This is a genomic window from Comamonas sp. lk, assembly GCF_900564145.1.
GTDB lineage: Bacteria > Pseudomonadota > Gammaproteobacteria > Burkholderiales > Burkholderiaceae_C > Comamonas.
In genome coordinates this window covers 2,225,876-2,249,249 of record NZ_UOOB01000001.1, presented here as the reverse complement: position 1 = coordinate 2,249,249, position 23,374 = coordinate 2,225,876, and the positions used below count along the sequence as shown (strand labels likewise).

The window sequence follows — 23,374 nt, the reverse complement described above, 5'->3', positions numbered from 1 at the left end:
AGATGTGAGAGCTTGCATTATCTCCACTTCAGCAGGCTCTCTGAAGAAAATAAAGCGTCATACGCTCGCGACAAACCCGGATTGTCAGTTTTTTGGTAATGCAACGTCAATTTCAGCCCAGTGTTCAGCGGCACCAAAGACTGGGTTTGTAGATCAAGTCCATCCACAGGGCCCAGGCCGATATGGCGACCAGCATCAGCCCCGCGATGCGGGTACCCCATTGCGCACGCACCGCATTGATTCGGGATTGACTCAGGCGCCACAGCCAGGGGCCTCCTAGCAGCCAGAGCCCGCTGCCTATGGCAAACGCAGCCATGGCCAAACCGCCTTGCCATGCGCCGCCGCTGAGTGCGGCTACCAGCACGGCCGAGTAAAGCAAGCCGCAAGGCATCAATGCCCAGAAAAAGCCGGCCGCCAGACGGCCACCGGGCGCGCTGACCCAGGGCTGCACACGCTGCCAGGCAAAACGCCCTGCACTCTCGAGCCATGCCGGCTGCCTGGCCTGCACCATCAAAGCCAGACCCCAGGCCATGACAGCCACATGGGACAGAGCCCACAAGGGCTGCAGCGCCGTGCTTTGATTGGTCAGCCAGGAAAGACTCTCCATGGCCACGGCCGCCGCAGCGCCCAGGGCCGAGTAGCCTGCAATACGCCCTAGATGAAACGACAGAAGCGCCAACCATGGACGGCTTGGCTTGCCGTGAAAGTGCAGCACTTGCGACGGGCCGCCGTCAGTACGGCGGTCGGCCTTGCTGCCAGTGACCGCACTGCAAGGCGCAGCACACATGACAAGACAATGGGACCCACCCACGAGTCCCATGATCAAAGCAGTCCAGAGCAGCGAAATCAACATGCCCTAGATGATCCTGGAAAAACGCGCACGGTTTCGGTCTGCCTGCAAATACCGATCAAACAGCATGGCAACTCCGCGCACAAAGAACCAGCCCAGCGGCGTGACCTTGAAGCCTTCGTCGCTGAGCACCAGCAGCCCGTTGGCCTGCATTTCCTTCAAAGCCTGCAGCTCTGGCGCGAAATACTCCTGAAAGTTCAGCAGCCAGGCCTGCTCCATGGGCTCAAACAGCACCTCGCCCTGGCACATGATGGACATGATGACGGCCCGGCGCAGCATGTCATCACGCGAAAGCGCCAGTCCACGAACCACAGGCAACGTACCTGCATCCAGCGCATCGTAATACTCCTCCAGGGTTTTGGCGTTCTGGCTGTAGCTCGCCCCCACCTTGCCGATGGCCGACACACCCAGCGCAATCAGATCGCAATCGGGTTGCGTGCTATAGCCTTGGAAGTTGCGGTGCAAGCGCCCCTGGCGCTTGGCAATCGCCAGGGAATCATCGGGCAGGGCAAAGTGATCCATGCCCACATAGACATAACCCCCGTCCATAAAGGCATCAATGGCTCCCGAGAGCATATTGAGCTTGTCCTGGCCCATGGGTAAATCCGCAGACTCGATGCGCCGCTGGGGCTTGAACCGCTCGGGCAGGTGGGCATAGGCATACAGGGCGATGCGATCCGGGCGCAGTTCGTTGACCTGGGCCAGCGTGCGCGCAAACGACTGCGGGGTTTGCTTGGGCAGACCGTAAATCAGGTCCACATTGATGGAGGCAAAGCCCAGTTCGCGCGCCTTTTGCACCAGGGCAAAAACCTGCTCGGCAGGTTGTTCACGGTGCACGGCTTTCTGTACCGCGGGGTCGAAATCCTGAACCCCGAAGCTCAGGCGATTGAAGCCCAGCTCCTTGAGCACGGCCAGGCGCTCATTCGTCACGGTGCGCGGATCTACTTCTATCGAGTACTCCCCACCCGCTTCGAGCTTGAAATGCTCACGCATCAAGTCCATAAGCCGGGCCAGTTCGGCATCGGAAAAAAACGTGGGCGTGCCGCCGCCCAGATGCAGCTGGCTGACCGCCTGTCCCTTGCCGCAGTGCTCGGTATGCAAGGCCACTTCACGCGCCAGATAGTCAAGATACTGGGCCGCTTTCTCGTGGTGCTTGGTCACGATCTTGTTGCAGGCACAGTAGTAGCACAGCGACTCGCAAAATGGCACATGCACATACAGCGAAAGCGGCAGCGCCCTCGCTGCGCAGTGGGTCTTGCGTTGCTGGAGCGCCAGGATGTAGTCCTCGGTGCCGAAAGCCTCTACAAAACGGTCGGCTGTTGGAAATGATGTGTAGCGTGGTCCAGGAACATCAAATCGACTCAGTAGCTCGGGCGTAACAGCGGTCATAACGTGAATGTCAGGATGCGCTCACATTGGCGGATGACAGCTTGTTTCCTGATGGGCAGGATTTCTGGCAACTGCAACCGCAATGAACTCGCACACATTGATTGAAGGAATGATTGCAATGTGCCCCAAGCCAAACACATCAGCCTTGATGGATATCAAGAAATGCCAAGGCAACAGCTGCGACAATTTGATCCATCTCATCACTCACCAAGAGGTCACAGATAGTCCAGGCCCACCGGCTTGCACCATCCCTGCTTACCCATGAATCTTCAGACCATCAAAGCAAGCTGCTCCAACTGCAATCTGCGCGAACTGTGCATGCCCATGGGCCTGGACGATGAACAGATGGAGCGTATTGATGAGATCGTGGCGACACGCCGCAAAGTCAAACGCGGTGGTCTGCTGTTTCGCAATGGCGAAGGTTTCACTTCGCTGTATGCCATTCGCACCGGCTTTTTCAAGACCTGCGTCGCCACCGAGGACGGCCGCGATCAGGTGACCGGCTTTCAGATGGCGGGCGAGATCATAGGCCTTGACGGCATCGTCAACGACCACCACACCTGCGACGCGGTGGCACTGGAAGATGCCGAGGTCTGCGTGATGCCGTTTGACAAGCTCGAGCAGCTCTCGCGCGAAGTCACCGCCTTGCAAAATCATGTGCACAAAGTCATGAGCCGCGAGATTGTGCGCGAGCACGGTGTGATGCTGCTGCTGGGCAGCATGCGCGCCGAAGAGCGGTTGGCCGCCTTTGTGCTCAATCTGGTGCAGCGCCTGTCTGCCCGCGGTTTTTCCAAGTCGGAGCTGGTGTTACGAATGACCCGCGAGGAAATCGGCAGCTATCTGGGCCTCAAGCTGGAAACCGTGAGCCGCACCTTCTCCAAGTTTGCCGAAGAAGGCATTGTGGAAGTCAAGCAACGCCATCTGCGCATTCTGGATACGGAGGCGCTCAAGCGCATCGTCAACAGCCAGCAGTGCCACGACTAAGGCACGCCCCACTTCACAATCAAAAAGCCCGCGTCGATGGACGCGGGCTTTCTTCATGGGGCGGCTTACTCAACCAGCGGCTCGGAAGCCATGCCGTGATTGAGCTCCTGCGCGGAGCGCGAAAGCAAGCAGGTGATGTAGCTTGACAACAGGGTCACGCCCCAGAACACAAAGAACGCCAGCGTGCAGACAGCGTTGCGCGACCAGCCCACAGGGCCGATATCGCCGGGATCGACAAAGGCAAAAACTACCATCTCCAGGATTGCCGCCGCCAGAAAAGCCGGCCAGGCAATCCACTTCCAGCGTTGAGCGAGCATGCTGCGTCTCCTTGGGCTGTGTCATCGGTGCAAAACATTTTGCACAAACAGCCATGGAATGCGCCCCCGCAAACCCTTGGATTGCCGCAAACAGCGGGCAAGCCTAGGCAGGTGAAACCCGAATTACTATTTATTTAATAGCTATCAACGCTTCATACATATGGGCTACAGATCGAAAATGCTTTGAATTCACCGAAAAACAAGCATTTAGCGGTCCGTGGGGTGGTCCTTGGCCGGAGTAGCGGCGTGATTGCGGCCCGTCACGGCAGGCGCCAGACTTTTTTGCGACTCTTCCAGGCGCTTGTTGATCTCGATACCGTGCTGGTAGTAATCCGGGTCAATGACGGGATCGGGCGCACTGATGGCGATATAGGCCGTCACAAAGCCGGCCACCACCACGATGGCCGGTCCGGCAACAACCAGCCAGACATGAGGAAACTTCCACCAGGGCTTGCCGTCTTCGGCGTGAACCGGCTTGGCAGCGCGCCCGGCAGGGGCAGAAACAGGACTAGAAGACATGGCAAAACCTCTTTGATCAATCTGCCGCAAGCGCCTGCGAGGCGGCTGCGGCATTCATATTGTTAACGCGGCACCAGAAACACGGCTTTTTCAGACGTGCGCCCTGCACCAGCGGTCACGGCATCCACATTGAAGTACACGGTATGCGAGCCCGGCGCTGCCGATCCATAGGGAATCTGCAGACCCACGGGCACGCCGCGTGTCTCCGCCGGCCCGACCACAACCTCATCTTCAAGCACCACCTCCAGGCCATCCAGTCCCGTGGCCGTGATGCGATAGCGCTGCTCCTGCTCGGTGGCATTCATGATCTGCAAGCGGTAGACATTCTCCAGCTTGCCGCCGGCCACAATGCGCGACAGCGAGGCACGGTCGCGAATCACATTGAGCTTGAGCGGCTCGCGCATGATCAGGCTGCCTATCATGGCCGCGCTCAGACCCAGCAACACCACCGTGTAGATCAGCACCCGCGGCCGGAATACTCTGCGGATGATCTGCGCCTGCTTCCAGGCCCTGGCGATGGCATTTTGCGTGCTCATGCGTATCAGTCCGCGCGCATAGCCCATCTTGTCCATCACGGAGTTGCAGGCATCGATGCACAGCCCGCAACCAATGCACTCGTATTGCAGACCGTTACGGATATCGATACCCACGGGGCAGACCTGTACGCACAGCTTGCAGTCAATGCAGTCGCCCAAGCCCTGGGCCTTGGCGTCCACCTGCTTGGTGCGGGGCGCGCGCGGCTCGCCGCGCTGACCGTCGTAGCTGACGATCATGGTGTCCTTATCGAACATGGCGCTCTGAAAGCGGGCGTAGGGGCACATGTATTTGCAGACCTGCTCGCGCATATAGCCCGCATTGCCATAGGTAGCAAAACCGTAGAACAGCACCCAGAAGATCTGCCAGTTGCCTTGCAGCTCAAGCAGCTGCGAACCCAGCTCACGAATGGGCACGAAAAAGCCCACAAAGGTAAAGCCGGTCCACAGGGAAACGGCAATCCACAGAAACTGCTTGAGTGACTTCTTCCAGATTTTCTCGAAAGTCCAGCCGCTCTTGTCTATGCGCATGCGGGCGCTGCGGTCGCCTTCGACCTTGCGCTCTATCCACATGAAGATTTCGGTGTATACCGTTTGCGGACAGGAAAAGCCGCACCACAGACGCCCGGCCACCGCCGTGAAGAGAAACAGCGCCAGCGCACTGATGATGAGCAAGCCCGTCAGATAAATGAAGTCCTGCGGATACAGCACCAGTCCGAAGAGATAAAAACGGCGCGCCTCCAGATCGAACAGCACCATCTGGCGCTGGCCCCACTGCAACCAGGGCATGCCGTAGAAGAACAGCTGGGTCAGGAACACCATGGCCCAGCGCCAGCGGGAGAAAAAACCGCTGATGGAGCGCGAGTACACCTTTTGCTCGGAGGCGAACATCGCCACCATCTTGTCCCCGTCCTCGGGCTCTACAGGCGTGATCGGGATGATCTTGCGGGGCTTGCCGTTATCGGGCTGCATGGCAGCTCCTTAATTTTTTGTAATGACTGAAAATTCAAACGCGAAAAAAGGCGACGCATGAGCGCCGCCTTTCCAGCATGCTTACTTCTGAGCCGGGCTGCCCTTGTTGGACAAGCCCCAAACATAGGAAGCCAGCACGGCAATCTGCGCCTCGGTCAACTTGTCCTTCTGGGCGGGCATCTCGTTGTGCTTGCCGTTGTTGACGATGTTGACGATGGCCGCTTCACCCCAGCCGTGCAGCCAGATGTCGTCGGTCAGATTGGGGGCACCCAGAGCCTGGTTGCCCTTGCCGTCCACACCGTGGCAGGCGGCGCAGGCCACAAACTTGGACTTGCCTTGCGAGGCACGAACCGTGTCATGCGGGCTGCCGGAGAGGCTGAGCACATAGTTGGCCAGGTTGCGCACATCCTCGCTGGAGCCCACGGCCGCGGCCATGGGGGGCATGACGCCGGTGCGGCCGTTGGTGATGGTTTCCCTGATCTTCTCCGGTGTGCCGCCATAAAGCCAGTCACCGTCGGCCAGATTGGGGAAGCTCTTGCTGCCATGCGCATCCGAAGCGTGGCACTGGGCGCAGTTGTTCATGAACAAACGCTCACCAATGGCCATGGCCTGGGAGTCCTTGGCCATTTCTTCGGTGGGCATGCTGACGAACTTGGCATACATGGGTTCCAGATCGGCCCGGGCCTTGGCCACTTCCTTGTCGTAGGCGCCAGTCTGCGTCCAGTCCAGCTTGCCGGTGAAAGCACCCAGGCCGGGGTATGCAGCCAGATAGCCGAGACTGAAGATGATGGTGATCAGAAACAGTCCCATCCACCATTTGGGCATGGGGTTGTTGAGTTCGCGCAGGTCTCCGTCCCAGACGTGGCCCGTGGTGTTGTCGGCCGAGGAGACCACTTTCTTGCGCGCCACTACCAACAGCAGCAGCAAGCAGCCAATGATGCCCAGCAGCGTAATCGCAGCCACATACACCGACCAGAAGTTGTTTATAAAGTCGCTCATGGGTTGTTCTCGTTGTGGTGTGCGGCCTCAGTCTTCCAGAAACGGAAGCTGAGCTGCCTCGTCAAAACGGGCCTGGTTGCGGCGGGCATAAGCCCACCACCAGATGCCGATGAAACACGCCAGCGATGCCAGCGTGGCCACGATGCGCATGGTGGTGATATCCATATCCAGTCCCTTCTCTGTTACTTGACGGCACGGCCCAGGACCTGCAGATAGGAGATCACGGCCTCCATCTCGGTCTTGTCCTTGACCTGGGCTTGCGCACCGGCGACTTCCTCGTCGGTATAAGGCACGCCCACCTTGCGCAGAGCATTCATGCGCTGGGCCACGGCGCTGTCATCGACCTTGCTGGTTTCAAGCCAGGGGTAGGCAGGCATATTGGACTCGGGCACCACATCACGCGGGTTGTTCAGGTGGATGCGATGCCATTCATCGCTGTACTTGCCGCCCACGCGATGCAGGTCGGGGCCCGTGCGCTTGGAACCCCACTGGAAGGGATGGTCGTACACGAACTCACCAGCCACCGAGTAGTGGCCGTAGCGCATGGTCTCGGCGCGGAAGGGACGGATCATCTGCGAGTGGCAGTTGTAGCAGCCTTCGCGCAGATAGACGTCGCGGCCCATCAGCTGCAGCGGTGTGTAAGGCTTGAGACCGGCCACGGCTTCCGTGGTGGATTTCTGAAAGAACAGCGGAACGATTTCCACCAACCCGCCGATGGCCAACACACACAGTGTCAGTGCGATCAGCAGGAAGTTGCTGGTCTCTATCTTCTCGTGGGAAAAGCTCTTGGGAGCTGCGTTGTTGTTGTCAGACATTGCTTTGACTCCTCAATGCTCAGGCGTATGCCGCAGCAGCCACGGGGACACGCACGGGACGACCGGCCATGGCGGTCTTCCAGGTGTTCCATGCCATCACCAGCATGCCGCCCAGATACAGCAGACCACCGGTGACGCGGATCACGTAGAAGGGATAGGTCGCCTTCACGCTTTCCACAAAGGTGTAGGTCAGCGTTCCATCCGGATTGACGGCGCGCCACATCAGGCCTTGCATCACGCCGGCAATCCACATGGCCGCGATGTAGAGCACGATGCCGATGGTCGCCATCCAAAAGTGCAGCTCGATGGCTTGCATCGAATGCATTTTTTCGCGACCGAACAGACGGGGAATCAGGTAGTAGAGCGAACCCATGGTGATCAGACCCACCCAGCCCAGAGCGCCGGAGTGCACGTGACCCACGGTCCAGTCGGTGTAGTGGCTCAGGGCGTTCACCGTCTTGATGGCCATCATCGGACCTTCGAAGGTGGACATGCCGTAGAAGGACAGGGACACGATCAAGAAGCGCAGGATGGGGTCATCGCGCAGCTTGTGCCAGGCACCCGACAGCGTCATCACGCCGTTGATCATGCCGCCCCAGCTGGGAGCCAGCAGGATCAGCGAGAACACCATGCCCACGGACTGTGTCCAGTCAGGCAGCGCGGTGTAGTGCAGGTGGTGCGGACCCGCCCACATATAGGTGAAGATCAGGGCCCAGAAGTGCACGATCGACAGGCGATACGAGTACACAGGGCGGCCGGCCTGCTTGGGGATGAAGTAATACATCATGCCCAGAAAGCCGGCGGTCAGGAAAAAGCCCACGGCGTTATGGCCGTACCACCACTGCACCATGGCGTCTTGTACGCCGGCATAGGCGGAATAGCTCTTCATCCAGCCCGCAGGGATGGAGATGTTGTTAACCACGTGCAGCAGAGCCACGGCCAGAATGAAAGCTCCGAAGAACCAGTTGGCCACATAGATGTGCTTGACCTTGCGTATGCCTATGGTGCCGAAGAACACGATGGCATACGAGACCCAGGTCACGGTGATCAGCAGGTCAATCGGCCATTCCAGCTCGGCGTACTCCTTGCCCTGGGTGTAGCCCAGAGGCAGGCTGATGGCCGCGCCCACGATCACCAACTGCCAGGCCCAAAAGGTCAGGCTGGCCAGCTTGGGCATGAACAGCTTGGTGTGGCAGGTGCGCTGCACCACGTAGTAGCTGGTGGCGAACAGCGCGCAGCCGCCAAAGGCAAAGATCACGGCATTGGTGTGCAGCGGGCGCAGACGGCCATAGCTGAGCCAGGGAATGCCGAAGTTCAGTTCGGGCCAAGCCAGCTGCGAGGCGATCAACACGCCTACAGCCATACCAACCACCCCCCACACCACGGCCATGATAGAGAACTGCCTTACGACTTTGTCGTCGTAATAGACAGCATTGTTATTTGTTGCTTCCATCGGGCACCTCTTAGATTTCTTGCAAAGTGTTCATTGGTTTCTCATCTGGCTCGTTGAGCCACATCAATCGTCGCGAAGAATGCGCTCGCCTTCTTGTTCCACGCTCTCGAACTGTCCCCGGTAAACTGCCCACCAAAGGGCCGCAAGAATGGCCAGCACCAGCACGACCGAAAGCGGTATCAACACATAGAGAATGTCCATCAGCGGCCTCCTTGAGTCAGTGGCATGACGGTGCCCGGCGCAAGATGCGCGGGGTCAGACGCGTTGCTATTTGCAACCTGCAGCGGCAACGCACGTGCTAGACGGGCTGCGTTAGCGACGACCAGCAAAGAGCTCAGCGCCATGCCAAGCCCTGCCAGCCAGGCAGGCATCCAGCCCATCAGGGCCAGAGGAATAGAGATCGCGTTATAGGCTGCTGCCCAGCCCAGGTTCTGGCGCACCACGGACAAGGTCCGTCGGGCCAGCAACAGGCTTTGCAGCGCTAACTCCAGGCTGTCTCCCAGTACCACGAAGTCTGATCGTGATTGTGCCAGCGGTACTGCTCTACCAAACGCAAAAGAGATATGCGCTCCAGCTAAAACTGGGCCGTCGTTCAGGCCGTCGCCCACCATGGCCACTTGATGACCGGCCGCCTGCATGGCCTGCATGCGCTCGAGCTTGTCCTGCGGTTGGCAGTCGCCCTGCGCCTGGGTAATGCCAAGCTTTTGCGCCACGGCCTGCACGGCCGCATTGCGATCTCCAGAGAGCAAACACACGCTTACGCCATGCGCTTTGAGCGCCTTGATGACTTGCGGTGCCTCATCGCGCAGGTCCTCGCTCAGATGAAATTGCGCCAGCGCCTGCCAGCCCTGCGGCGTCTTTTGTGCCAAGAGCACGCTTTGCCCGGATGCCTGCGGCGCCAGTTCGGCCACACCGCAATGCGCAGCCGACCCCAAACGCAGATGCAGCTTGCGGGATGCGCTATTGATTTCATGAACACTGGCCTGCAGACCAGCCCCGGCCAGTTCTTGCACCGACTCCAGCACCCAGGCGGATGCCGATCCTCCGGCCTTGGCCGCTGCCTGCGCCACGCTGCGCGACGCAGGGTGCATGGATTGGCTGGCCAGCAAGCCGGCCAGCGCCAGCAGCTCGTCCGGCTTCTGCCCGGCAGCAGGAGTGAGCGCACGCAACACCAGGCCGTCGCGGGTCAAGGTCCCAGTCTTGTCAAACACCAGGGTATCGATGGCGGCCAGCGCTTCCAGCCCATTGAGATTACGCACCAGCACGCCATGGCGTGCCAGCGTGCCGGCGGCGGTGAGCATGGCCACCGGCGTGGCCAGGGACAGTGCGCAGGGGCAGGTCACGATGAGCACAGCCACCGCCACCATCAGCGCCTTGCCCGGGTCCTCGGGCCACCACCAAACGGCCGCCGCCAACGCCGCCAGCAGCACCACGACGAGAAAAGGACGCGCCACCTTGTCGGCCATCTGGGCCAATTGCGGCTTTTGCAGCGATGCGCTTTCCATCAGATCCACAATTTGCGCAAAACGGGTGTTGGCGCCAACGCCGTCCACACGCACATCCACCACCGCATCAAGGTTGTAGCTGCCTGCGGTCACACTATCGCCCTGGGCGCGCAGCACGGGCGTGGATTCTCCCGTCAGCAAGGCCTCATCGGCATGGGTGGTGCCGCGCACAATCGTGCCGTCTGCGGGAAAGGCTTCGCCGGCGAGCACGCGCACCACATCGCCCACGCGCAGGCGGCGTGTGGCAATGCGCTCGAAGGTACCTGCGTCTGGCGCCTTGCGTAGCACCGAGTCCGGCAGGCGATTCATGACCGCTTCCAGCGCGCCAGCCGTGCTATCGCGCAAACGCAGCTCCAGCCAGCGACCGGTGAGCAGGAAGAAGACAAACATGGTCAGCGAGTCGAAAAAGACTTCATGACCAAAGGGGCCGGAGGGATCAAAGGTTCCCAGCGTGCTGATGATGAAGGTGATGGCCATGCCCAGCGCCACCGGCAAGTCCATGCTCACGCGGCGCTGACTGATGTCTTTGAGTGCGCTCTTGAAGAACGGGCCGCAGCAAAACAGCACGACAGGCAGAGAAATCACCCACGAAGCCCAGCGCAGCAAGGTCTCGAACTCCTGTGTCAGATCGCCGGGCTTGGAGACATAGGCCGGCCACGCGTACATCATGACCTGCATCATGCAAAAACCGGCTACCAGCCAGCGCCACAGCGCGCGACGGGTCTCGGCCTGGCGCAGCTCGCGCAGAAAAGCGTCGCGTGCCGGCAGCGCGCGGTAACCCGCACGCGCAATGGCCTCCATCCACTGGGATGGAAGCACCTGGGCGGGACGCCAGACGACACGGGCACGGCGCGTGGCAGCACTGACTTCAACCCCTTGCACGCCGGGTACGGCGCGCATCGCCTCTTCAATGGTGAGCGCACAGGCCGCACAGTGCATGCCCTCCAATACCAGATGCGATTCCCAGACCGGAAATGCCGTGGGTTCGTCCAAGGAGGCAGCAGAGGCCGCCTTGGCATCTGCGGGCCGGCCGAACGAACTCCACTCCTGTGGGTCGTCCAGCAGCAGATTGCCAGCCGGCGGCGGGACTTGGGGATCTGATCCGGCAGCCACCTGCGTGGCCTGATCAGGCGTGACAGGATGGTTGTGATACATGTTTGAAGCTTAACGCGAGGGGATCATAATGAGCTTGACCTTGATCAACTGACATCACCCCGCACCGTCCTATGCTTTAAAGCATCAATCCGCCCACCAAAAGGAGCTCGCTATGTACAACCGCATCCTCATCGCAACGGATGGAACAGAACTTTCCGACAAAGCCGTACGCGCCGGCATTGAGCTGGCTGCGCTCTCAGGCGCCAGCGTCGTCGCACTCAAGGTGGTCTCGCACTACCCGCGCAGCTACATGGAAGGCACGGATCTGCAGGACATCAAGGAAGCCAAGCGCATAGAAGAGCAGTGGACGGAGCAGGCCCAGGTGCTGCTAGGCGGCATCAAAAACCTGGGTCAGGAGCACAAAGTGAGCGTGACCCCCGAGGTGGTGCACTCCGACCTGGTGGCAGAAAGCATTGTGGAAACCGCCAAAAAACGCGATTGCGACCTGATCGTGATGGCCTCTCACGGCCGCAAGGGCCTGCAGCGCCTGCTGCTGGGCAGCGAGACCCAGCACGTGCTCACCCATTCGCATATACCGGTGCTGGTGCTGCGCTAACGCCATCTCACAACCTCAGCTACGCTTCGCTTGATTGAAAGCAGGCGCTCACACAAAAACAAAAGCAGCTTGCACTCAGGCTGCTTTTGTTCGTTTTGGCTTCCAGCCCATAAGAAATATGCGCTAGTAGCTATCAATTCGTGAGTCAAGGTAAAAGTCAAAGGACCTGGCTGCATATAAAAAACAGGCTCTCACAAGGGCGTTCTGAGCCCCAGAGCAGCGCCCATCGCGCCCTGATGCCCAAGAACCCGGGCTTGTTTTCCGACGACCAGACACTGATCGAGCTATTCCATCAGGCTCTGCACCACCCCGGCCAGAAACAGTGCATGCAGCGACACCGCCCGCTCTCGCCGAGCGAGTTCGTCCCAGATCGCCAAAGCCTGTCAGCAGGTTCTCCCATGCCTATGGTTTGCCCGAAGAAAGCCTACGCGTGTTTTGAATAATGAAACTGAGGTTTGAAAGCAGGAACGGTTCACCTACATTGAATCGATGATCCGCCAGCTTCTGCACCAATCCGACGTGGACGTCGTCCGCGAAAGCAATCCCAATTTTGCGGGAACGCTGGCCAAAGGCCTGATGATTCTGCAAGCCTTTCTGCGCGAGCCACGGCCTTATGCAAACAGTGAACTGGCCGACCTGCTGGGACTGCCGCGCCCCACGGTTTCCAGGCTGTGCCACACCTTGATGGAGCTAGGCTATCTGGACCACGATGAGCGCATTGATCGCTATTTCATCGGACCGGCTGCCGTGGCCTTGGGCTACCCCTATCTCAGCTCCATCCCTCTGCGCACCCAGGCCAAGCCTGACATACAGGCGCTGGCCAACCAGATTCGCGGGGCAGTTTCGATTGGTGTGCCCATGGGGCTGGACGTGCTCTATGTCGAGACCTGCTCCTATCGCCACGGAATACTGGCGCGGCCAGACGTCGGTGCCGTACGCAGTGTGGCAAGCACGGCCATGGGCCGTGCTTGGCTGTACTCGATTGACAAAAACGCACGCACCGAGGTGTTGAAACAGCTGAAGGCCTTGCGCCCTGAAGAACTGGCCAGGTGTGAAAGCGGCATCGACGAGTCTCTGTCTATGCAGGGGCGGCGTGGCTTTGCAGTGAACGTTGGCGATGCCGGCTTTGGCGTCAACGGCGTTGCCCTGTGTTCCCGCATTCGCCATGGGTCCAGACATCTGCTTTTCAACTGCGCCGTGCCCGGCACTCAGATGAGCCCGGAGGAAATGATCTCTCACGTCGGACCCCAGCTGGTGAGTCTGGTACGAAGGTGCGAGCTGGCAGCCGGCGTAGAGCAAACATAAAGCTTTAACTAGGAGACATCAGGATGGACTTGAAACCACTGTTCGCCCCGGACAGCATCGCTGTCATTGGAGCTTCTCAAAACCCGCAGAAGGTAGGCGGCATGCCGGTCAACCTGCTCAAGCAGCTGGGTTTCGCGGGGCGTATCTATCCGGTCAACCCTGCCGCAGCACAGGTGCAGGGTCTCAAGTCCTACCCAGCCATTGCGGATTTACCGGAGCCCGCCGATCTGGCCATTGTGGCAGTGCCCGCCGCCGGCGTTGACTCAGCAATTGAGCAGCTGATTGCGCAAGGCACACGCTCTGCCGTCGTGCTCAGTTCAGGCTTTGCGGAGATGGGGCTTCAAGGAGCTCAGGTCCAAGCTCGCATGGCAAAGCGCGCCCGGGAGGGCGGCATGGCACTGCTGGGCCCCAATTGCCTGGGCATCATGAGTCTCCGGCGAAATCTGTTTGCAACGTTTTCTCCGGCGCCGTTAGCGGGCGTACCGAACACCGGCTCGGTGGCCATCGTGAGCCAGAGCGGCGCTTTCGGCGCCTATGCATACTCCTTGGCGCGTAAAGCGGGGCTGGGGCTCAGCCATTGGATTACCACCGGAAATGAAGCCTCGGTTTCTGTCGCAGACATGATTTCCTGGCTGGCCGACGACGCCGAGACTCAGGTCATTCTGGCGTACATAGAAGGCACGCGCGATGGACTTGCATTGCAGCGTGCGCTTGCGAAAGCCCGCGCCGCTGGCAAGCCGGTGATCGTGACCAAGGTGGGGCGCACGGAGGCCGGGGCGCGTGCCGCCATGTCGCACACGGCCAGCCTATCGGGCGAAGATGCGGTGTACCAGGCCGTATTCGACTCGACCGGAACCATCCGGGCTCGCACGGTGGATGAAATGTTTCGCCTGGGTCAGGCCTTCTCCACCGGGCCACTGCCACGCGGAAATCGGCTGGCCATCGTTACGGTATCTGGGGGCGTAGGAACCTTGATGGCAGACACGGCATCGGATGAGGGCCTGGCTTTGCCTGCGCTGCCAGCTTCCACGGGCGATGCCTTGCGTACACGCATCCCGTTTTGCGCAACCGACAACCCCATCGACATCACAGGCCAGTTCACGGCCGACTTGCCCGTGTTTGGCATGGCCGCACACGGGGCTGCCACTTGCGGTGAATACGATGCAGTGACGATCTTCGTGGCTGCGGCACTCGCCTCCAAGTTTCTGTCGCCAGCCATCATTCAAATGATTCGCGAGACCATGGCTGCGGCTCCCCAGATGTCCATCACCCTCAGCGGCATCGCCGACGAGGCCACACGCCGCGAGCTGCTGGAAGCGGGCTGCCTGGTCTATGAGGAGCCCACCCACGCCGTGGAGACAATGGCCGCCAAAGCGCGTTGGGCCACCTATCGCGCGGAAACTCTGCCTCAACCTCGAACGCTAGCACCTGCGCCTGAGGTGCTCAATGAAGCGGACGCTCTGGCTTTTCTGGCCGAACATGGGGTTGCCCCGGCTCCGCATCAGGTGGCCCATTCGGCCGATGAGGCGGTTGCGGCCTGGCGTGCATTGGGCGGACAGGCCGTGCTCAAGATCGTTTCCGCAGACCTGCTACACAAGAGCGATGTGGGCGGTGTTCGCGTGGGCCTGCGCAGTGAGACCGAGGTGCGAGAGGCCTATGACGCCATTCTGGAATCTGTCTCCCGTCTGGCGCCTCAGGCGCGACGCCAGGGAGTGCTCGTTGCCCGCAAGCTGGACCCCCTGGCAGAGGTGATGCTGGGTGCTCGTTTCGATCCGGTTTTCGGCACGGTGATGGTGCTGGGCCAAGGCGGAGTGGCGGTTGAGTTGCATGCCCGCACAGCCGTTTTAATGGCCCCCACCTCGGAAGCACGAGTACGAACTTGCCTGGAGGAATTCGGCATTCTCAAGTTGCTGGGGGGCTGGCGCGGCCGCCCTATCGTGGATGCCCAGCCTCTGGTGGACACGGTTGTGCGCTTTGGCGAACTGGCTGCCGCATTGGGGCCACGCCTGGCCATGCTTGAAATCAACCCGCTGATGGTGACGGCCGAAGGCGTGGCCGCAGCGGATGCCGTCGTGAGTTTCAAAGACCTCTGAGTGATCAGCCAAGGAGACAGCACCTATGCAAAACAACCAGCATCCGAAACGTCGCAGCCTGCTTGCAGCCGCAGCCCTGCTGGCCGCAGCGCCATGGCAAAGCATCTTTGCTGCTGAGCAAGCGATTCGACTCATCGTTCCTTTTCCGGCAGGTGGCGGAACCGACGTCGTGGGTCGTTTGATGGCCGAGAGCCTAGGCAAGGAATTAAATACCACGGTGATAGTGGAAAACATTGGCGGCGCGACCGGGACCATCGGTGCAGCACAGGCCGCAAGAGCCACACCGGATGGCCGGACATTGCTGCTCGGTATTACAGGCACCATGGCGATTGCGCCCTCGCTACTCAAGGGCTTGCGTTACGACACCGCCAAGGATTTCACCGCCTTGGCCCGCATTGCCCAGACCGGAAACATCCTGGTGGCCCACCCGGGCTACCCGGCAAATACCGTTACAGAGCTGGTGGCTCTGGCGAAACGCACAAAAACACCGGTGCTGTATGGCTCATGGGGTAACGGCTCGGGCGGGCACCTGGCGGCGGAGAGCCTTCGTTCGCTGGCCGGTATTCCTATGGAGCATGTGCCCTACAAAGGCGTGGCTCCGCTGCTTCAGGATTTGATTGGCGGGCAAATTCAGGTCGGCATGCTGGACGTTGCCGCTGCACTGCCGCACATCCGCGGTGGGAAGATCAAGGTTCTGGCGGTGGCAGGCTCCAGGCGAACCTCTGCCCTGCCCCAGGCTCCCACCTTCAAGGAAAGCGGCATCGCCTTCGATACCGATAGCTGGTTCGGTCTGTTTGGGCCGGCACGCATGCCAGAGGCCGAAGCGCAAAAAATAGCTCTGGCAGCAGAGCGCGTCATGCGCCAACCCGAGCTGAAAGCTCGCCTCCATGATCTGGGCCTGGATGCGGTGCCCAACTCGCGCGCGGAATTCAACGAGCAATGGCGGGCAGACATGGTGACCTGGGCGCGCCTTGTTCAGCAAAGTGGTGCAAAGGTCGACTAATGATGGGCACGAATTTTCTTACCCAGGAGTTCAGCAGCCCGCAAGCGGCCTGGACGGCGCATGCGGTGATACCGGCCATTGTTGCCGGCTACCCGCTGCTTGAAGCTTTGCGTACATGCCATGTGCAGACCTCGCCAGGGCAGCCTGCCTACGGGCGGGCACCATTCAACCAATTCGGTCACAGTCGCGAGCGCTGGACGGACCGCGATCGTGACATTGTCACGCCTGCCAATGACCTGCTCTACAGCAATGCATGGCTGGATTTGCGCCAGGGGCCGATCGTCATCACGGTGCGCCCCCAGACCGGGCGTTACTTTGTGCTGGAGTTGATGGATGTCTACACCAACAACTTTCACAACATCGGCACACGCAACACGGCTCTGGATGGCGAGCGCTTCGCAATCATAGGCCCCAGTGGCAGCGACGCCGACGCGCCAGCAGGCACAACGCCTATCCACAGTCCCACCGACCTGGTCTGGGTGCTGGGCCGTGTCCTGGTGGATGGCGACAAGGACGAGCAAGCTGCACGTGATTTTCAGGCCGGCCTGCAGATTGCGGGACAGCCCACCGCCTCTGCGCCACCCAGCGTGGCCCTTTGGCAGTCTGGTGGCGAACCGGTACTCGACTTTCTCTGCAATCTTGCGCGTGCGCTCGATGATTTTGCGCCTCCAGCTTCTCAACGCGGAGTGTTCGAGCTGCTACGCAACGCGAACCTGAGGCTTTCTCCTGACGGAGCTTTGGGTGAGCTAAGGCCTGCAACCATGGAAGGGCTGCGCGCCGCGTATCGGGCAGCGATGCAGATGATCGATGGTGCCGGTCGTGCAGCCTCAAAAGCACCATGGCGCTACTCCACGCGCTTGGGGCGCTACGGAGACGATTTGATGCTTCGAGCCTCCACCGCATGGAAAGGGCTGGGAGCGCTGGCGGCAGATGAAGCCATCTACGCTGTGACCGATTACGACGACCGGGGAGAACTCTTGACCGGAGAGCATGTGTACCGCTTGCATTTCGATGATGGCGGCCGAATTCCCGCAGATGCATTCTGGTCCATCACCCTCTATGGCGAAGACCGTTATCTCGCACCCAACGCCCTGCGCCGCCATGCCTTGGGCAACCGCAGCCCCTTGGTACGTAACGATGACGGCAGCCTGACCCTGCATATAGCGCACCAGCAGCCATCCGGCCCCGCGGAAAACTGGCTGCCTGCGCCAAGCGGCGGCTTCTATCTCATCCTGCGGCTGTATCACCCACAGCCGGCTTTCCTGAGCGGCAGCTACTGTTTACCTCCACTGGAGCGCATCTCGTGAACCTCTCTAACCGCAACCTCCATCAAGCGGTCACCCGTACGCTTCCCTTGTTCGAGATGATGCGCATGCGTGCGGCCACCGCACCGCGAAAGCATCCGGTGCATGGTTTCGCCGGCGGTGATCCAGACTCCGGGCTGCGTTGGGCCAACACCTTCACGCATTCCAAGCGCTTGCTCACACCCAGCGATCGCGAAGTCGTTACGCCCAACAATGACACGCTGTACACCAATACCTGGCTTGACTTGTCCGAGGGACCTTTGGTCATTCACGTGCCCGCCATGGGAGAGCGTTACTGGACGCTGGGTTTCCTTGACATGTGGACCAACCCATTCGCCTATGCGGGCCGCCGGACCACTGGAAATCATGCTCAGCGCTTGTTCGTCCATGGCCCTCAATGGCAGGGAATCGTTCCTGAAGGCATGATTGAAATTACCGCCCCAGGGACAGACGTTTGGATCATTGGTCGCATTCTGGTGTCGCCAGACGAGACCGATCTGGCCGAAGTCGCATGCTTACAGAAACAGTTTTCCATTGTGCGGGCAAGCGACGGACAGCCTGCGGCACGGACTTTCGTCGCCGGCATGAACGGCCGAAAGACTGATACGCCTGAGACAGCACAATACAAAGCCGTTGTGGACTCCGCCTGGACACGCAACCATTCACCTAGAGACGACACCATAGCCTTGCCGCTGTGGAGCAAGGCTTGCCAGGCGCGCCTGGCCGATTTTCAACAGGCCTTGGTCGATGTTTGTCAGGAGCTGCGCGACGACACACAGTCCTCCGATCAAGGAGGCGGGTGGAGCTTGCCAGTTACGATTTGCACGGACTGGGAAGAGCAGTTCGACTTACGCGCTCGCGTGGCACGCAACATGATTGGCGCGCTTGGCATTGAAGAGGCCATGTATCTGGTCGCAGAAGTGGACGCGCAAGGCAATGCATTGGACGGCCAGTTTTGCTATGAGCTGTACTTCCCCCCCGGCAAGGCACCTCAGGTTGACGCTTTCTGGTCGCTAACCATGTACCGCAAGACCGATTGCCTGCTTGTAGACAATCCTATCGATCGCTACTCCATCGGTGACCGTACCCCAGGATTGCGCTGGGACTCCGAAGGCGGCCTGCGCCTGACAATGCGGCACTCCAAGCCTGCTGATGATGCGGTCAATTGGCTACCGGCGCCGCGCGAGAGCTTTTACCTGACGCTGCGCTTGTATCAACCTCGCCAGACTCACCTGGAGTGCAGCTTCAACTACCCCGCATTGACTCGGCTGGAGCCCCAAGCGATTAACGGCATATAGCCCTGGCCTCGCCACGCAATTCCAGCGCCGTCTGCACCGGCCTAACCCAGCCAGCCGGCCGGGCTCGGCTCGGCGCCGAGGAGTTTGTCAGTGCATTCTCAGACAAACTCCTTCTGGTACTGGTCGCGCAGCAGCTTCTTCTGCACCTTGCCCATGGTGTTGCGCGGCAGGGCATCGACCACATAGCAGCGCTTGGGCACTTTGAAGTTGGCCAGCTTGACCTTCAGGGCGTCGATGATTTTCTGTCCATCGACCTGCGCACCCTTGCGCGGCACGATGACGGCCACGCCCACTTCACCAAAGTCAGGGTGAGAGACGCCGACCACCGCGCTTTCGTCCACTCCGGCCAGCTCGTTGATAAAGCCTTCCACCTCGGCCGGATAGACGTTGTAGCCGCCCGAGATGATCAAGTCCTTGCTGCGGCCCACGATGGAGAAATAGCCGCGTGCGTCCTGCATGCCCACATCGCCGGTCTTGAACCAGCCGTCCTTGGTGAACTCCTCGGCCGTCTTCTCGGGCATGCGCCAGTAGCCGGCAAACACATTGGGGCCTTGCACCTCGATATTGCCAATCTCGCCCACGGGCAGCGGCCGGCCATCTTCGCTGTGAATGCGCACACCCACGCCTGGCAGCGGAAAGCCCACCGTGCCGCCACGGCGCTCGTCCTCATTACCGTAGCGCGGATCTGCCGTGTAGGGGTTGGAGGTGAGCATGGTGGTCTCGCTCATTCCATAGCGCTCCAGAATGGCCTGACCGGTACGCGTCTTCCAGGCGCGGAAGGTCTCGATCAGCATGGGCGCCGAGCCCGAGATGAACAAACGCATGTTCGCGGTCTTGTCGCGGTCCAGGCGCGCATCGGCCAACATGCGCACATACAGCGTAGGCACGCCCATGAAGACGGTGGCGTCCTTGAAGCGGTCGATCACCGCCGAAGGCTCGAACTTGGAAAACCAGATCATGGGGCTGCCGTTGAGCAAAGCGCCATGAATCGCCACGAACAGGCCGTGCACGTGAAAAATGGGCAGGGCGTGAATCAGCACATCGCCGCCCTGCTCAGGCGTACGCCAGCCCCAATAAACCTTGAGCATGGCCGCATTGGTGGCTAGGTTGCCGTGGGTGAGCATGGCGCCCTTGCTGCGCCCGGTGGTACCGCTGGTGTAGAGAATCGCTGCCAGATCATCGGTCTTGCGCATGGCAGGCTGCTGCTCGTCGCCATGGTGGGCGGCGCGGTCCAGCAGGCTGCCGCTGCGATCCGTGCCCAGGGTGTAGACATGGCCTACGCCGCTGTTGAAGGCAATTTTGGAGACCCAGCCAAAATTTTCGGGCGCGCAAACCACGACGGCGGGCTCGGCATTGCCGATGAAATATTCAATTTCTGCGCTTTGATACGCGGTGTTGAGCGGCAGGAACACATGGCCGGAGCGCAAAGTGGCCAGATACAGCATCATGGCTTCGACCGATTTTTCCACCTGCACCGCTACGCGGCTGCCCTCAGGCAGTTGCAGCGAATCGAGCAGATTGGCCATGCGCGCACTGCCATGATCCAGATCGGCCCAGGTGTAGTACAGGCTCTGGCCATCAGGCTCCACGGCCTCCACCGCCACTTGGTCCATCTGAGCAGGAAATGCGGCGCGCAAGGCGCTGTAGAGATTCGCTTGGTGCATGTCGGTCATCGGTGATCAAAGAAAGAGGAACTGGGATGCGAGAGACATCATAGTTCCTCGATACGAGGGCCAAGAGCTGGCCCCTCACGGCGCTTAATCGAGCTTCACTCCCGAAGCTTTGACCACCTGGGCCCAGCGCTGGATCTCGCTGTGAATCATGGCCGCAAACTGCTGCTGGTTGAGCTTGCCGTACTCTGCACCATTGCGTGCCCAGGCGGTCTTGACCTCCTCGGCCGCACCGATTTTTTGCACCTCCTGCAGCATGTGCTGCTGCATCGCGGCCGGTGTGTTCTTGGGAGCCCACAACCCGTACCAGGTGGTCACGGTGTAGTCGGGCAGACCCACTTCGGCGGCGCAAGGCACATCGGGGAAGGCGGGGTTGCGCTCCTTGCCGGCTACCATCAAGGCCTTGATGCGCCCGCTCTTGATGTGCTGGGCCGAGGAACCCAGGCCGTCAAACACCATGTCCAGATTGCCTGCTATCAAATCCTGTAGCGCCGGGCCCGCGCCCTTGTATGGGATGTGCAGTATGGAGGTCTTGGTCTGCAGCTTGAACAGTTCGCCGGCCAGATGGTGAGAGCTGCCCGAGCCTGCCGAGCCGTAGTTGTATTTTCCCGGCTTGCTGCGCATATCGGCCAGCAACTCCTGCACCGTGTTGAACGGCACATTCTTGGGATTGACCACCAGCACCTGGGGCACGCTGGCCAGCAGTGCCAGCGGCACGAAATCGCGCTCCAGGTCGTATTCAAGTCGGGGGTATACCGATGGCGCGATCACATGGTGGGCACCGCCCATGAAGAAGTTGTAGCCGTCGGCCGGCGCCTTGGCGGCAATGGCCGCGCCCAGCGTACCGCCAGCCCCGCCCCGGTTGTCCACCACCAGAGTCTTGCCGGTGATCTTGGAAAACTGGCTGGAAAACGGCCGGGCAAATGCATCGGTGCCGCCGCCGGCAGGAAAGGGCACGATCAGATTCACCGGTTTGGCAGGCCATTCGCCAGCGGCCGAGCTCTGTGCCTGGGCCAGGCCCGCCCAGCCGGACAGACCGCCCGCAGCCAGCGCGCCCATGGAATGGATCAGCGCGCGTCGCTGCCTAGAAAACTCCTGCATTGCATCTCTCCTGAATGCCCGGCATGGCCGGGCTGAGTGGTCAGAAGACGCAGAGACAGCTTGCTTGCAAGGCTTGACGCAGCACGCTCACGCCATGCGCATCAGCTCTTGCACAGCGATTCAATCTCGGAGGAGACGGGAATCTTGCCCTGCGCCAGCAGGCTGCGGTGCTTGTCCAGACGCTTGAGGTCATACAGATAGTTGACCATCAGCCCCATGGATTGCTTGTGCCCCTTGGGCGACAGGTCTGCCGCCCAGTTCAGGCGCTCCACGCGCGCACCGTTGCCGAGGTGAAAGCGTGCCACGGCATCGAGCGGACGACCCTTGGCAGTTTCCCGCCCCAGATAGCGTGCGGCGCAGAACATGGCCGCCTGGCGCACGGCAGATTTTTCCTTGAGCGAGGCCGGATCGTCCAGCGCGGCCAGCAAATGCGCCATGTCCACGCCACCGGCAGCGGCTTGCAGCGCCGCTTTCTGCTTGTCGTCCAGCTCGGCCAGCACGGCATCGCCATGCTTGGAGAGCCAGGAGCGCAGACCCGGAATCGGCGACAGCGTCGCGAACTGCTTGAGTTTGGGAAATTCCTGCGTGAGCGTCTCCACCACATGCTTGATCAACGAATCGCCGAAGCTCACGCCCTTGAGGCCCGATTGCGTATTGCTGATGGAATAGAAGATGGCGGTATTGGCCTTGGCAATATCGGCGGCGGCGGCCGATTCGTCGAGCAGCGGCCCAATGCTGTCGGACATCTTGTCTACCAGGGCCACTTCCACAAAGATCAGCGGCACCTTGGGCATGCGCGGGTGAAAGAAGCCGTAGCAGCGGCGATCGCTGTCCAGCCGGTTCTTGAGGTCCGACCAGCTGCGGATATCGTGCACGGCCTCGTACTTGATGAGCTTTTCCAGCAATGATGCAGGCGAATCCCAGTTCAGGCTCTTGAGCTCCAGTAGCGCCACATCAAACCAGTTGGAAAACAGATGCTCCAACTCGGCATCCAAGGCCACATAGCGCTGCTCAGCCTTGGGCAAGGCCAGCAGCTCGGCCCGCATATCGACCAGAAAACCCATGCCGCCCTGCGGCTGGGCAAAGCGCTGCAGCATCCGGGTACGCGAAGACATCAAGGCACGGCGCAAACCCATCTCGGCTTCGCTGCGCTCCACATCGCTGCCGGCCTTGTCATAACGTTCGCGCGCAGCCTGCAGCGCCGTGGCATCGGGGCCAAACTGCTCGATGATCAACGCCCAGAAATCCTTGTGGGCCGGCAATGCCGCTTTGGCATACCAGTCCATCAGCAACTGGGCATGGCGACCGCCCTCTACATCGCTCAGCGAAGCATCGGCCACCTGCTGCAGATCTTCCAGCAGGCGACGCAGCTCGCGCGGAGACAATGCCTCCTGCCCGCGCTTGAGGGTTGCCTCCAGGCGCTTTGCCAGCGGACGCTGCTCCACGCCATCTTTGCCAGGCTTGTCGCCTTCTACGCCACGCACCCACAGCGTGGTCTGCTCGATCCAGTCTGCTGCCCAACCCATTCACATCTCCTTGCGTGCTGTTGATGA

General features: G+C 60.5%; 21 protein-coding genes. 7 read left to right on the top strand and 14 right to left on the bottom strand.

What is annotated here, in order from left to right; genetic code table 11:
* Positions 1–124 precede the first annotated feature (124 nt).
* Both EAO39_RS10345 and hemN read right to left on the bottom strand, forming a co-directional pair.
* Positions 125–853 (bottom strand): sulfite exporter TauE/SafE family protein, encoded by a 729-nt coding sequence (locus tag EAO39_RS10345; protein ID WP_120967309.1) that lies wholly within the window; start codon positions 851–853, stop codon positions 125–127.
* A gap of 3 nt (positions 854–856) precedes the next feature.
* A complete protein-coding gene (hemN, locus tag EAO39_RS10340) occupies positions 857–2,239 on the bottom strand; it encodes an oxygen-independent coproporphyrinogen III oxidase (RefSeq protein ID WP_120967308.1) in 1,383 nt (460 codons plus the stop codon).
* 261 nt (positions 2,240–2,500) lie between these two features.
* Between hemN and fnr the strand changes: the two genes are divergently transcribed.
* Positions 2,501–3,223, top strand: a complete 723-nt coding sequence (gene fnr, locus EAO39_RS10335; protein WP_120967307.1) for a fumarate/nitrate reduction transcriptional regulator Fnr — start codon at positions 2,501–2,503, stop codon at positions 3,221–3,223.
* A 65-nt stretch (positions 3,224–3,288) separates the two neighbouring features.
* On the opposite strand, the gene EAO39_RS10330 is transcribed toward fnr, so the two are convergent.
* The 9 genes from EAO39_RS10330 to EAO39_RS10290 form a co-directional block, all read right to left on the bottom strand.
* The gene (locus tag EAO39_RS10330) at positions 3,289–3,540 is read right to left on the bottom strand and encodes a hypothetical protein (RefSeq protein WP_120967306.1); all 252 of its coding nucleotides are present in this window, start codon (positions 3,538–3,540) and stop codon (positions 3,289–3,291) included.
* A 207-nt stretch (positions 3,541–3,747) separates the two neighbouring features.
* Positions 3,748–4,059: a FixH family protein gene (locus EAO39_RS10325; protein WP_120967305.1), complete on the bottom strand. Its 312-nt coding sequence runs from the start codon at positions 4,057–4,059 to the stop codon at positions 3,748–3,750.
* A 62-nt stretch (positions 4,060–4,121) separates the two neighbouring features.
* Entirely contained in the window at positions 4,122–5,564 is a 1,443-nt protein-coding gene (gene ccoG / locus EAO39_RS10320; RefSeq protein WP_120967304.1) for a cytochrome c oxidase accessory protein CcoG, read from the bottom strand.
* A gap of 81 nt (positions 5,565–5,645) precedes the next feature.
* Positions 5,646–6,563 (bottom strand): cytochrome-c oxidase, cbb3-type subunit III, encoded by a 918-nt coding sequence (ccoP, locus tag EAO39_RS10315; RefSeq protein ID WP_120967303.1) that lies wholly within the window; start codon positions 6,561–6,563, stop codon positions 5,646–5,648.
* Between the two features lie 27 nt (positions 6,564–6,590).
* Entirely contained in the window at positions 6,591–6,728 is a 138-nt protein-coding gene (locus EAO39_RS10310) for a CcoQ/FixQ family Cbb3-type cytochrome c oxidase assembly chaperone (protein WP_120967302.1), read from the bottom strand.
* 17 nt (positions 6,729–6,745) lie between these two features.
* A complete protein-coding gene (gene ccoO / locus EAO39_RS10305) occupies positions 6,746–7,378 on the bottom strand; it encodes a cytochrome-c oxidase, cbb3-type subunit II (RefSeq protein ID WP_120967301.1) in 633 nt (210 codons plus the stop codon).
* Between the two features lie 19 nt (positions 7,379–7,397).
* Positions 7,398–8,831, bottom strand: a complete 1,434-nt coding sequence (ccoN, locus tag EAO39_RS10300) for a cytochrome-c oxidase, cbb3-type subunit I (RefSeq protein WP_120967300.1) — start codon at positions 8,829–8,831, stop codon at positions 7,398–7,400.
* Between the two features lie 63 nt (positions 8,832–8,894).
* Positions 8,895–9,032, bottom strand: coding sequence for a cbb3-type cytochrome oxidase assembly protein CcoS (gene ccoS / locus EAO39_RS10295; RefSeq protein WP_120967299.1), 138 nt, complete (start codon positions 9,030–9,032; stop codon positions 8,895–8,897).
* Complete coding sequence (locus tag EAO39_RS10290; protein WP_120967298.1) at positions 9,032–11,491, bottom strand: cation-translocating P-type ATPase; 2,460 nt, start codon at positions 11,489–11,491, stop codon at positions 9,032–9,034. The genes ccoS and EAO39_RS10290 overlap by 1 nt, the downstream gene beginning before the upstream one ends.
* Positions 11,492–11,603: 112 nt before the next feature.
* On the opposite strand from EAO39_RS10290, the gene EAO39_RS10285 reads away from it, so the two are divergent.
* From EAO39_RS10285 to EAO39_RS10260, 6 genes are all read left to right on the top strand, one after another.
* Positions 11,604–12,047, top strand: a complete 444-nt coding sequence (locus EAO39_RS10285; protein ID WP_120967297.1) for a universal stress protein — start codon at positions 11,604–11,606, stop codon at positions 12,045–12,047.
* A gap of 489 nt (positions 12,048–12,536) precedes the next feature.
* Positions 12,537–13,352: an IclR family transcriptional regulator gene (locus EAO39_RS10280; RefSeq protein ID WP_120967296.1), complete on the top strand. Its 816-nt coding sequence runs from the start codon at positions 12,537–12,539 to the stop codon at positions 13,350–13,352.
* A 23-nt stretch (positions 13,353–13,375) separates the two neighbouring features.
* Entirely contained in the window at positions 13,376–15,445 is a 2,070-nt protein-coding gene (locus tag EAO39_RS10275) for an acetate--CoA ligase family protein (protein WP_120967295.1), read from the top strand.
* A gap of 25 nt (positions 15,446–15,470) precedes the next feature.
* Positions 15,471–16,448 (top strand): tripartite tricarboxylate transporter substrate binding protein, encoded by a 978-nt coding sequence (locus tag EAO39_RS10270; protein WP_120967294.1) that lies wholly within the window; start codon positions 15,471–15,473, stop codon positions 16,446–16,448.
* Positions 16,448–17,755 (top strand): DUF1254 domain-containing protein, encoded by a 1,308-nt coding sequence (locus tag EAO39_RS10265; RefSeq protein ID WP_120967293.1) that lies wholly within the window; start codon positions 16,448–16,450, stop codon positions 17,753–17,755. Before EAO39_RS10270 ends, EAO39_RS10265 begins: the two co-directional genes overlap by 1 nt.
* The gene (locus EAO39_RS10260; protein WP_240466948.1) at positions 17,752–19,050 is read left to right on the top strand and encodes a DUF1254 domain-containing protein; all 1,299 of its coding nucleotides are present in this window, start codon (positions 17,752–17,754) and stop codon (positions 19,048–19,050) included. The genes EAO39_RS10265 and EAO39_RS10260 overlap by 4 nt, the downstream gene beginning before the upstream one ends.
* Before the next feature lie 98 nt (positions 19,051–19,148).
* Here EAO39_RS10260 and EAO39_RS10255 read toward each other — a convergent pair whose 3' ends face one another.
* From EAO39_RS10255 to EAO39_RS10245, 3 genes are all read right to left on the bottom strand, one after another.
* Positions 19,149–20,714 carry a malonyl-CoA synthase gene (locus EAO39_RS10255; RefSeq protein WP_120970920.1) on the bottom strand — a complete coding sequence of 522 codons (1,566 nt, stop codon included), beginning with the start codon at positions 20,712–20,714 and terminating at the stop codon, positions 19,149–19,151.
* Between the two features lie 93 nt (positions 20,715–20,807).
* Entirely contained in the window at positions 20,808–21,779 is a 972-nt protein-coding gene (locus tag EAO39_RS10250) for a tripartite tricarboxylate transporter substrate binding protein (protein ID WP_240467091.1), read from the bottom strand.
* 143 nt (positions 21,780–21,922) lie between these two features.
* Positions 21,923–23,347, bottom strand: coding sequence for a malonyl-CoA decarboxylase (locus tag EAO39_RS10245; protein ID WP_120967290.1), 1,425 nt, complete (start codon positions 23,345–23,347; stop codon positions 21,923–21,925).
* Positions 23,348–23,374: the final 27 nt, after the last annotated feature.

Excerpts from the sequence above, each read along its gene's own strand:
- ccoP (WP_120967303.1), bottom strand. The coding sequence starts at position 6,563 with ATGAGCGACTTTATAAACAACTTCTGGTCGGTGTATGTGGCTGCGATT.
- EAO39_RS10250 (WP_240467091.1), bottom strand. The coding sequence starts at position 21,779 with ATGGGCGCGCTGGCTGCGGGCGGTCTGTCCGGCTGGGCGGGCCTGGCC.
- EAO39_RS10265 (WP_120967293.1), top strand. The coding sequence starts at position 16,448 with ATGATGGGCACGAATTTTCTTACCCAGGAGTTCAGCAGCCCGCAAGCG.
- ccoG (WP_120967304.1), bottom strand. The coding sequence starts at position 5,564 with ATGCAGCCCGATAACGGCAAGCCCCGCAAGATCATCCCGATCACGCCT.
- EAO39_RS10285 (WP_120967297.1), top strand. The coding sequence starts at position 11,604 with ATGTACAACCGCATCCTCATCGCAACGGATGGAACAGAACTTTCCGAC.
- hemN (WP_120967308.1), bottom strand. The coding sequence starts at position 2,239 with ATGACCGCTGTTACGCCCGAGCTACTGAGTCGATTTGATGTTCCTGGA.
- ccoO (WP_120967301.1), bottom strand. The coding sequence starts at position 7,378 with ATGTCTGACAACAACAACGCAGCTCCCAAGAGCTTTTCCCACGAGAAG.
- EAO39_RS10275 (WP_120967295.1), top strand. The coding sequence starts at position 13,376 with ATGGACTTGAAACCACTGTTCGCCCCGGACAGCATCGCTGTCATTGGA.
- ccoN (WP_120967300.1), bottom strand. The coding sequence starts at position 8,831 with ATGGAAGCAACAAATAACAATGCTGTCTATTACGACGACAAAGTCGTA.
- ccoS (WP_120967299.1), bottom strand. The coding sequence starts at position 9,032 with ATGGACATTCTCTATGTGTTGATACCGCTTTCGGTCGTGCTGGTGCTG.
- EAO39_RS10310 (WP_120967302.1), bottom strand. The coding sequence starts at position 6,728 with ATGGATATCACCACCATGCGCATCGTGGCCACGCTGGCATCGCTGGCG.
- EAO39_RS10280 (WP_120967296.1), top strand. The coding sequence starts at position 12,537 with ATGATCCGCCAGCTTCTGCACCAATCCGACGTGGACGTCGTCCGCGAA.
- EAO39_RS10290 (WP_120967298.1), bottom strand. The coding sequence starts at position 11,491 with ATGTATCACAACCATCCTGTCACGCCTGATCAGGCCACGCAGGTGGCT.
- EAO39_RS10345 (WP_120967309.1), bottom strand. The coding sequence starts at position 853 with ATGTTGATTTCGCTGCTCTGGACTGCTTTGATCATGGGACTCGTGGGT.
- EAO39_RS10255 (WP_120970920.1), bottom strand. The coding sequence starts at position 20,714 with ATGCACCAAGCGAATCTCTACAGCGCCTTGCGCGCCGCATTTCCTGCT.
- EAO39_RS10330 (WP_120967306.1), bottom strand. The coding sequence starts at position 3,540 with ATGCTCGCTCAACGCTGGAAGTGGATTGCCTGGCCGGCTTTTCTGGCG.
- EAO39_RS10325 (WP_120967305.1), bottom strand. The coding sequence starts at position 4,059 with ATGTCTTCTAGTCCTGTTTCTGCCCCTGCCGGGCGCGCTGCCAAGCCG.
- EAO39_RS10245 (WP_120967290.1), bottom strand. The coding sequence starts at position 23,347 with ATGGGTTGGGCAGCAGACTGGATCGAGCAGACCACGCTGTGGGTGCGT.
- fnr (WP_120967307.1), top strand. The coding sequence starts at position 2,501 with ATGAATCTTCAGACCATCAAAGCAAGCTGCTCCAACTGCAATCTGCGC.
- EAO39_RS10270 (WP_120967294.1), top strand. The coding sequence starts at position 15,471 with ATGCAAAACAACCAGCATCCGAAACGTCGCAGCCTGCTTGCAGCCGCA.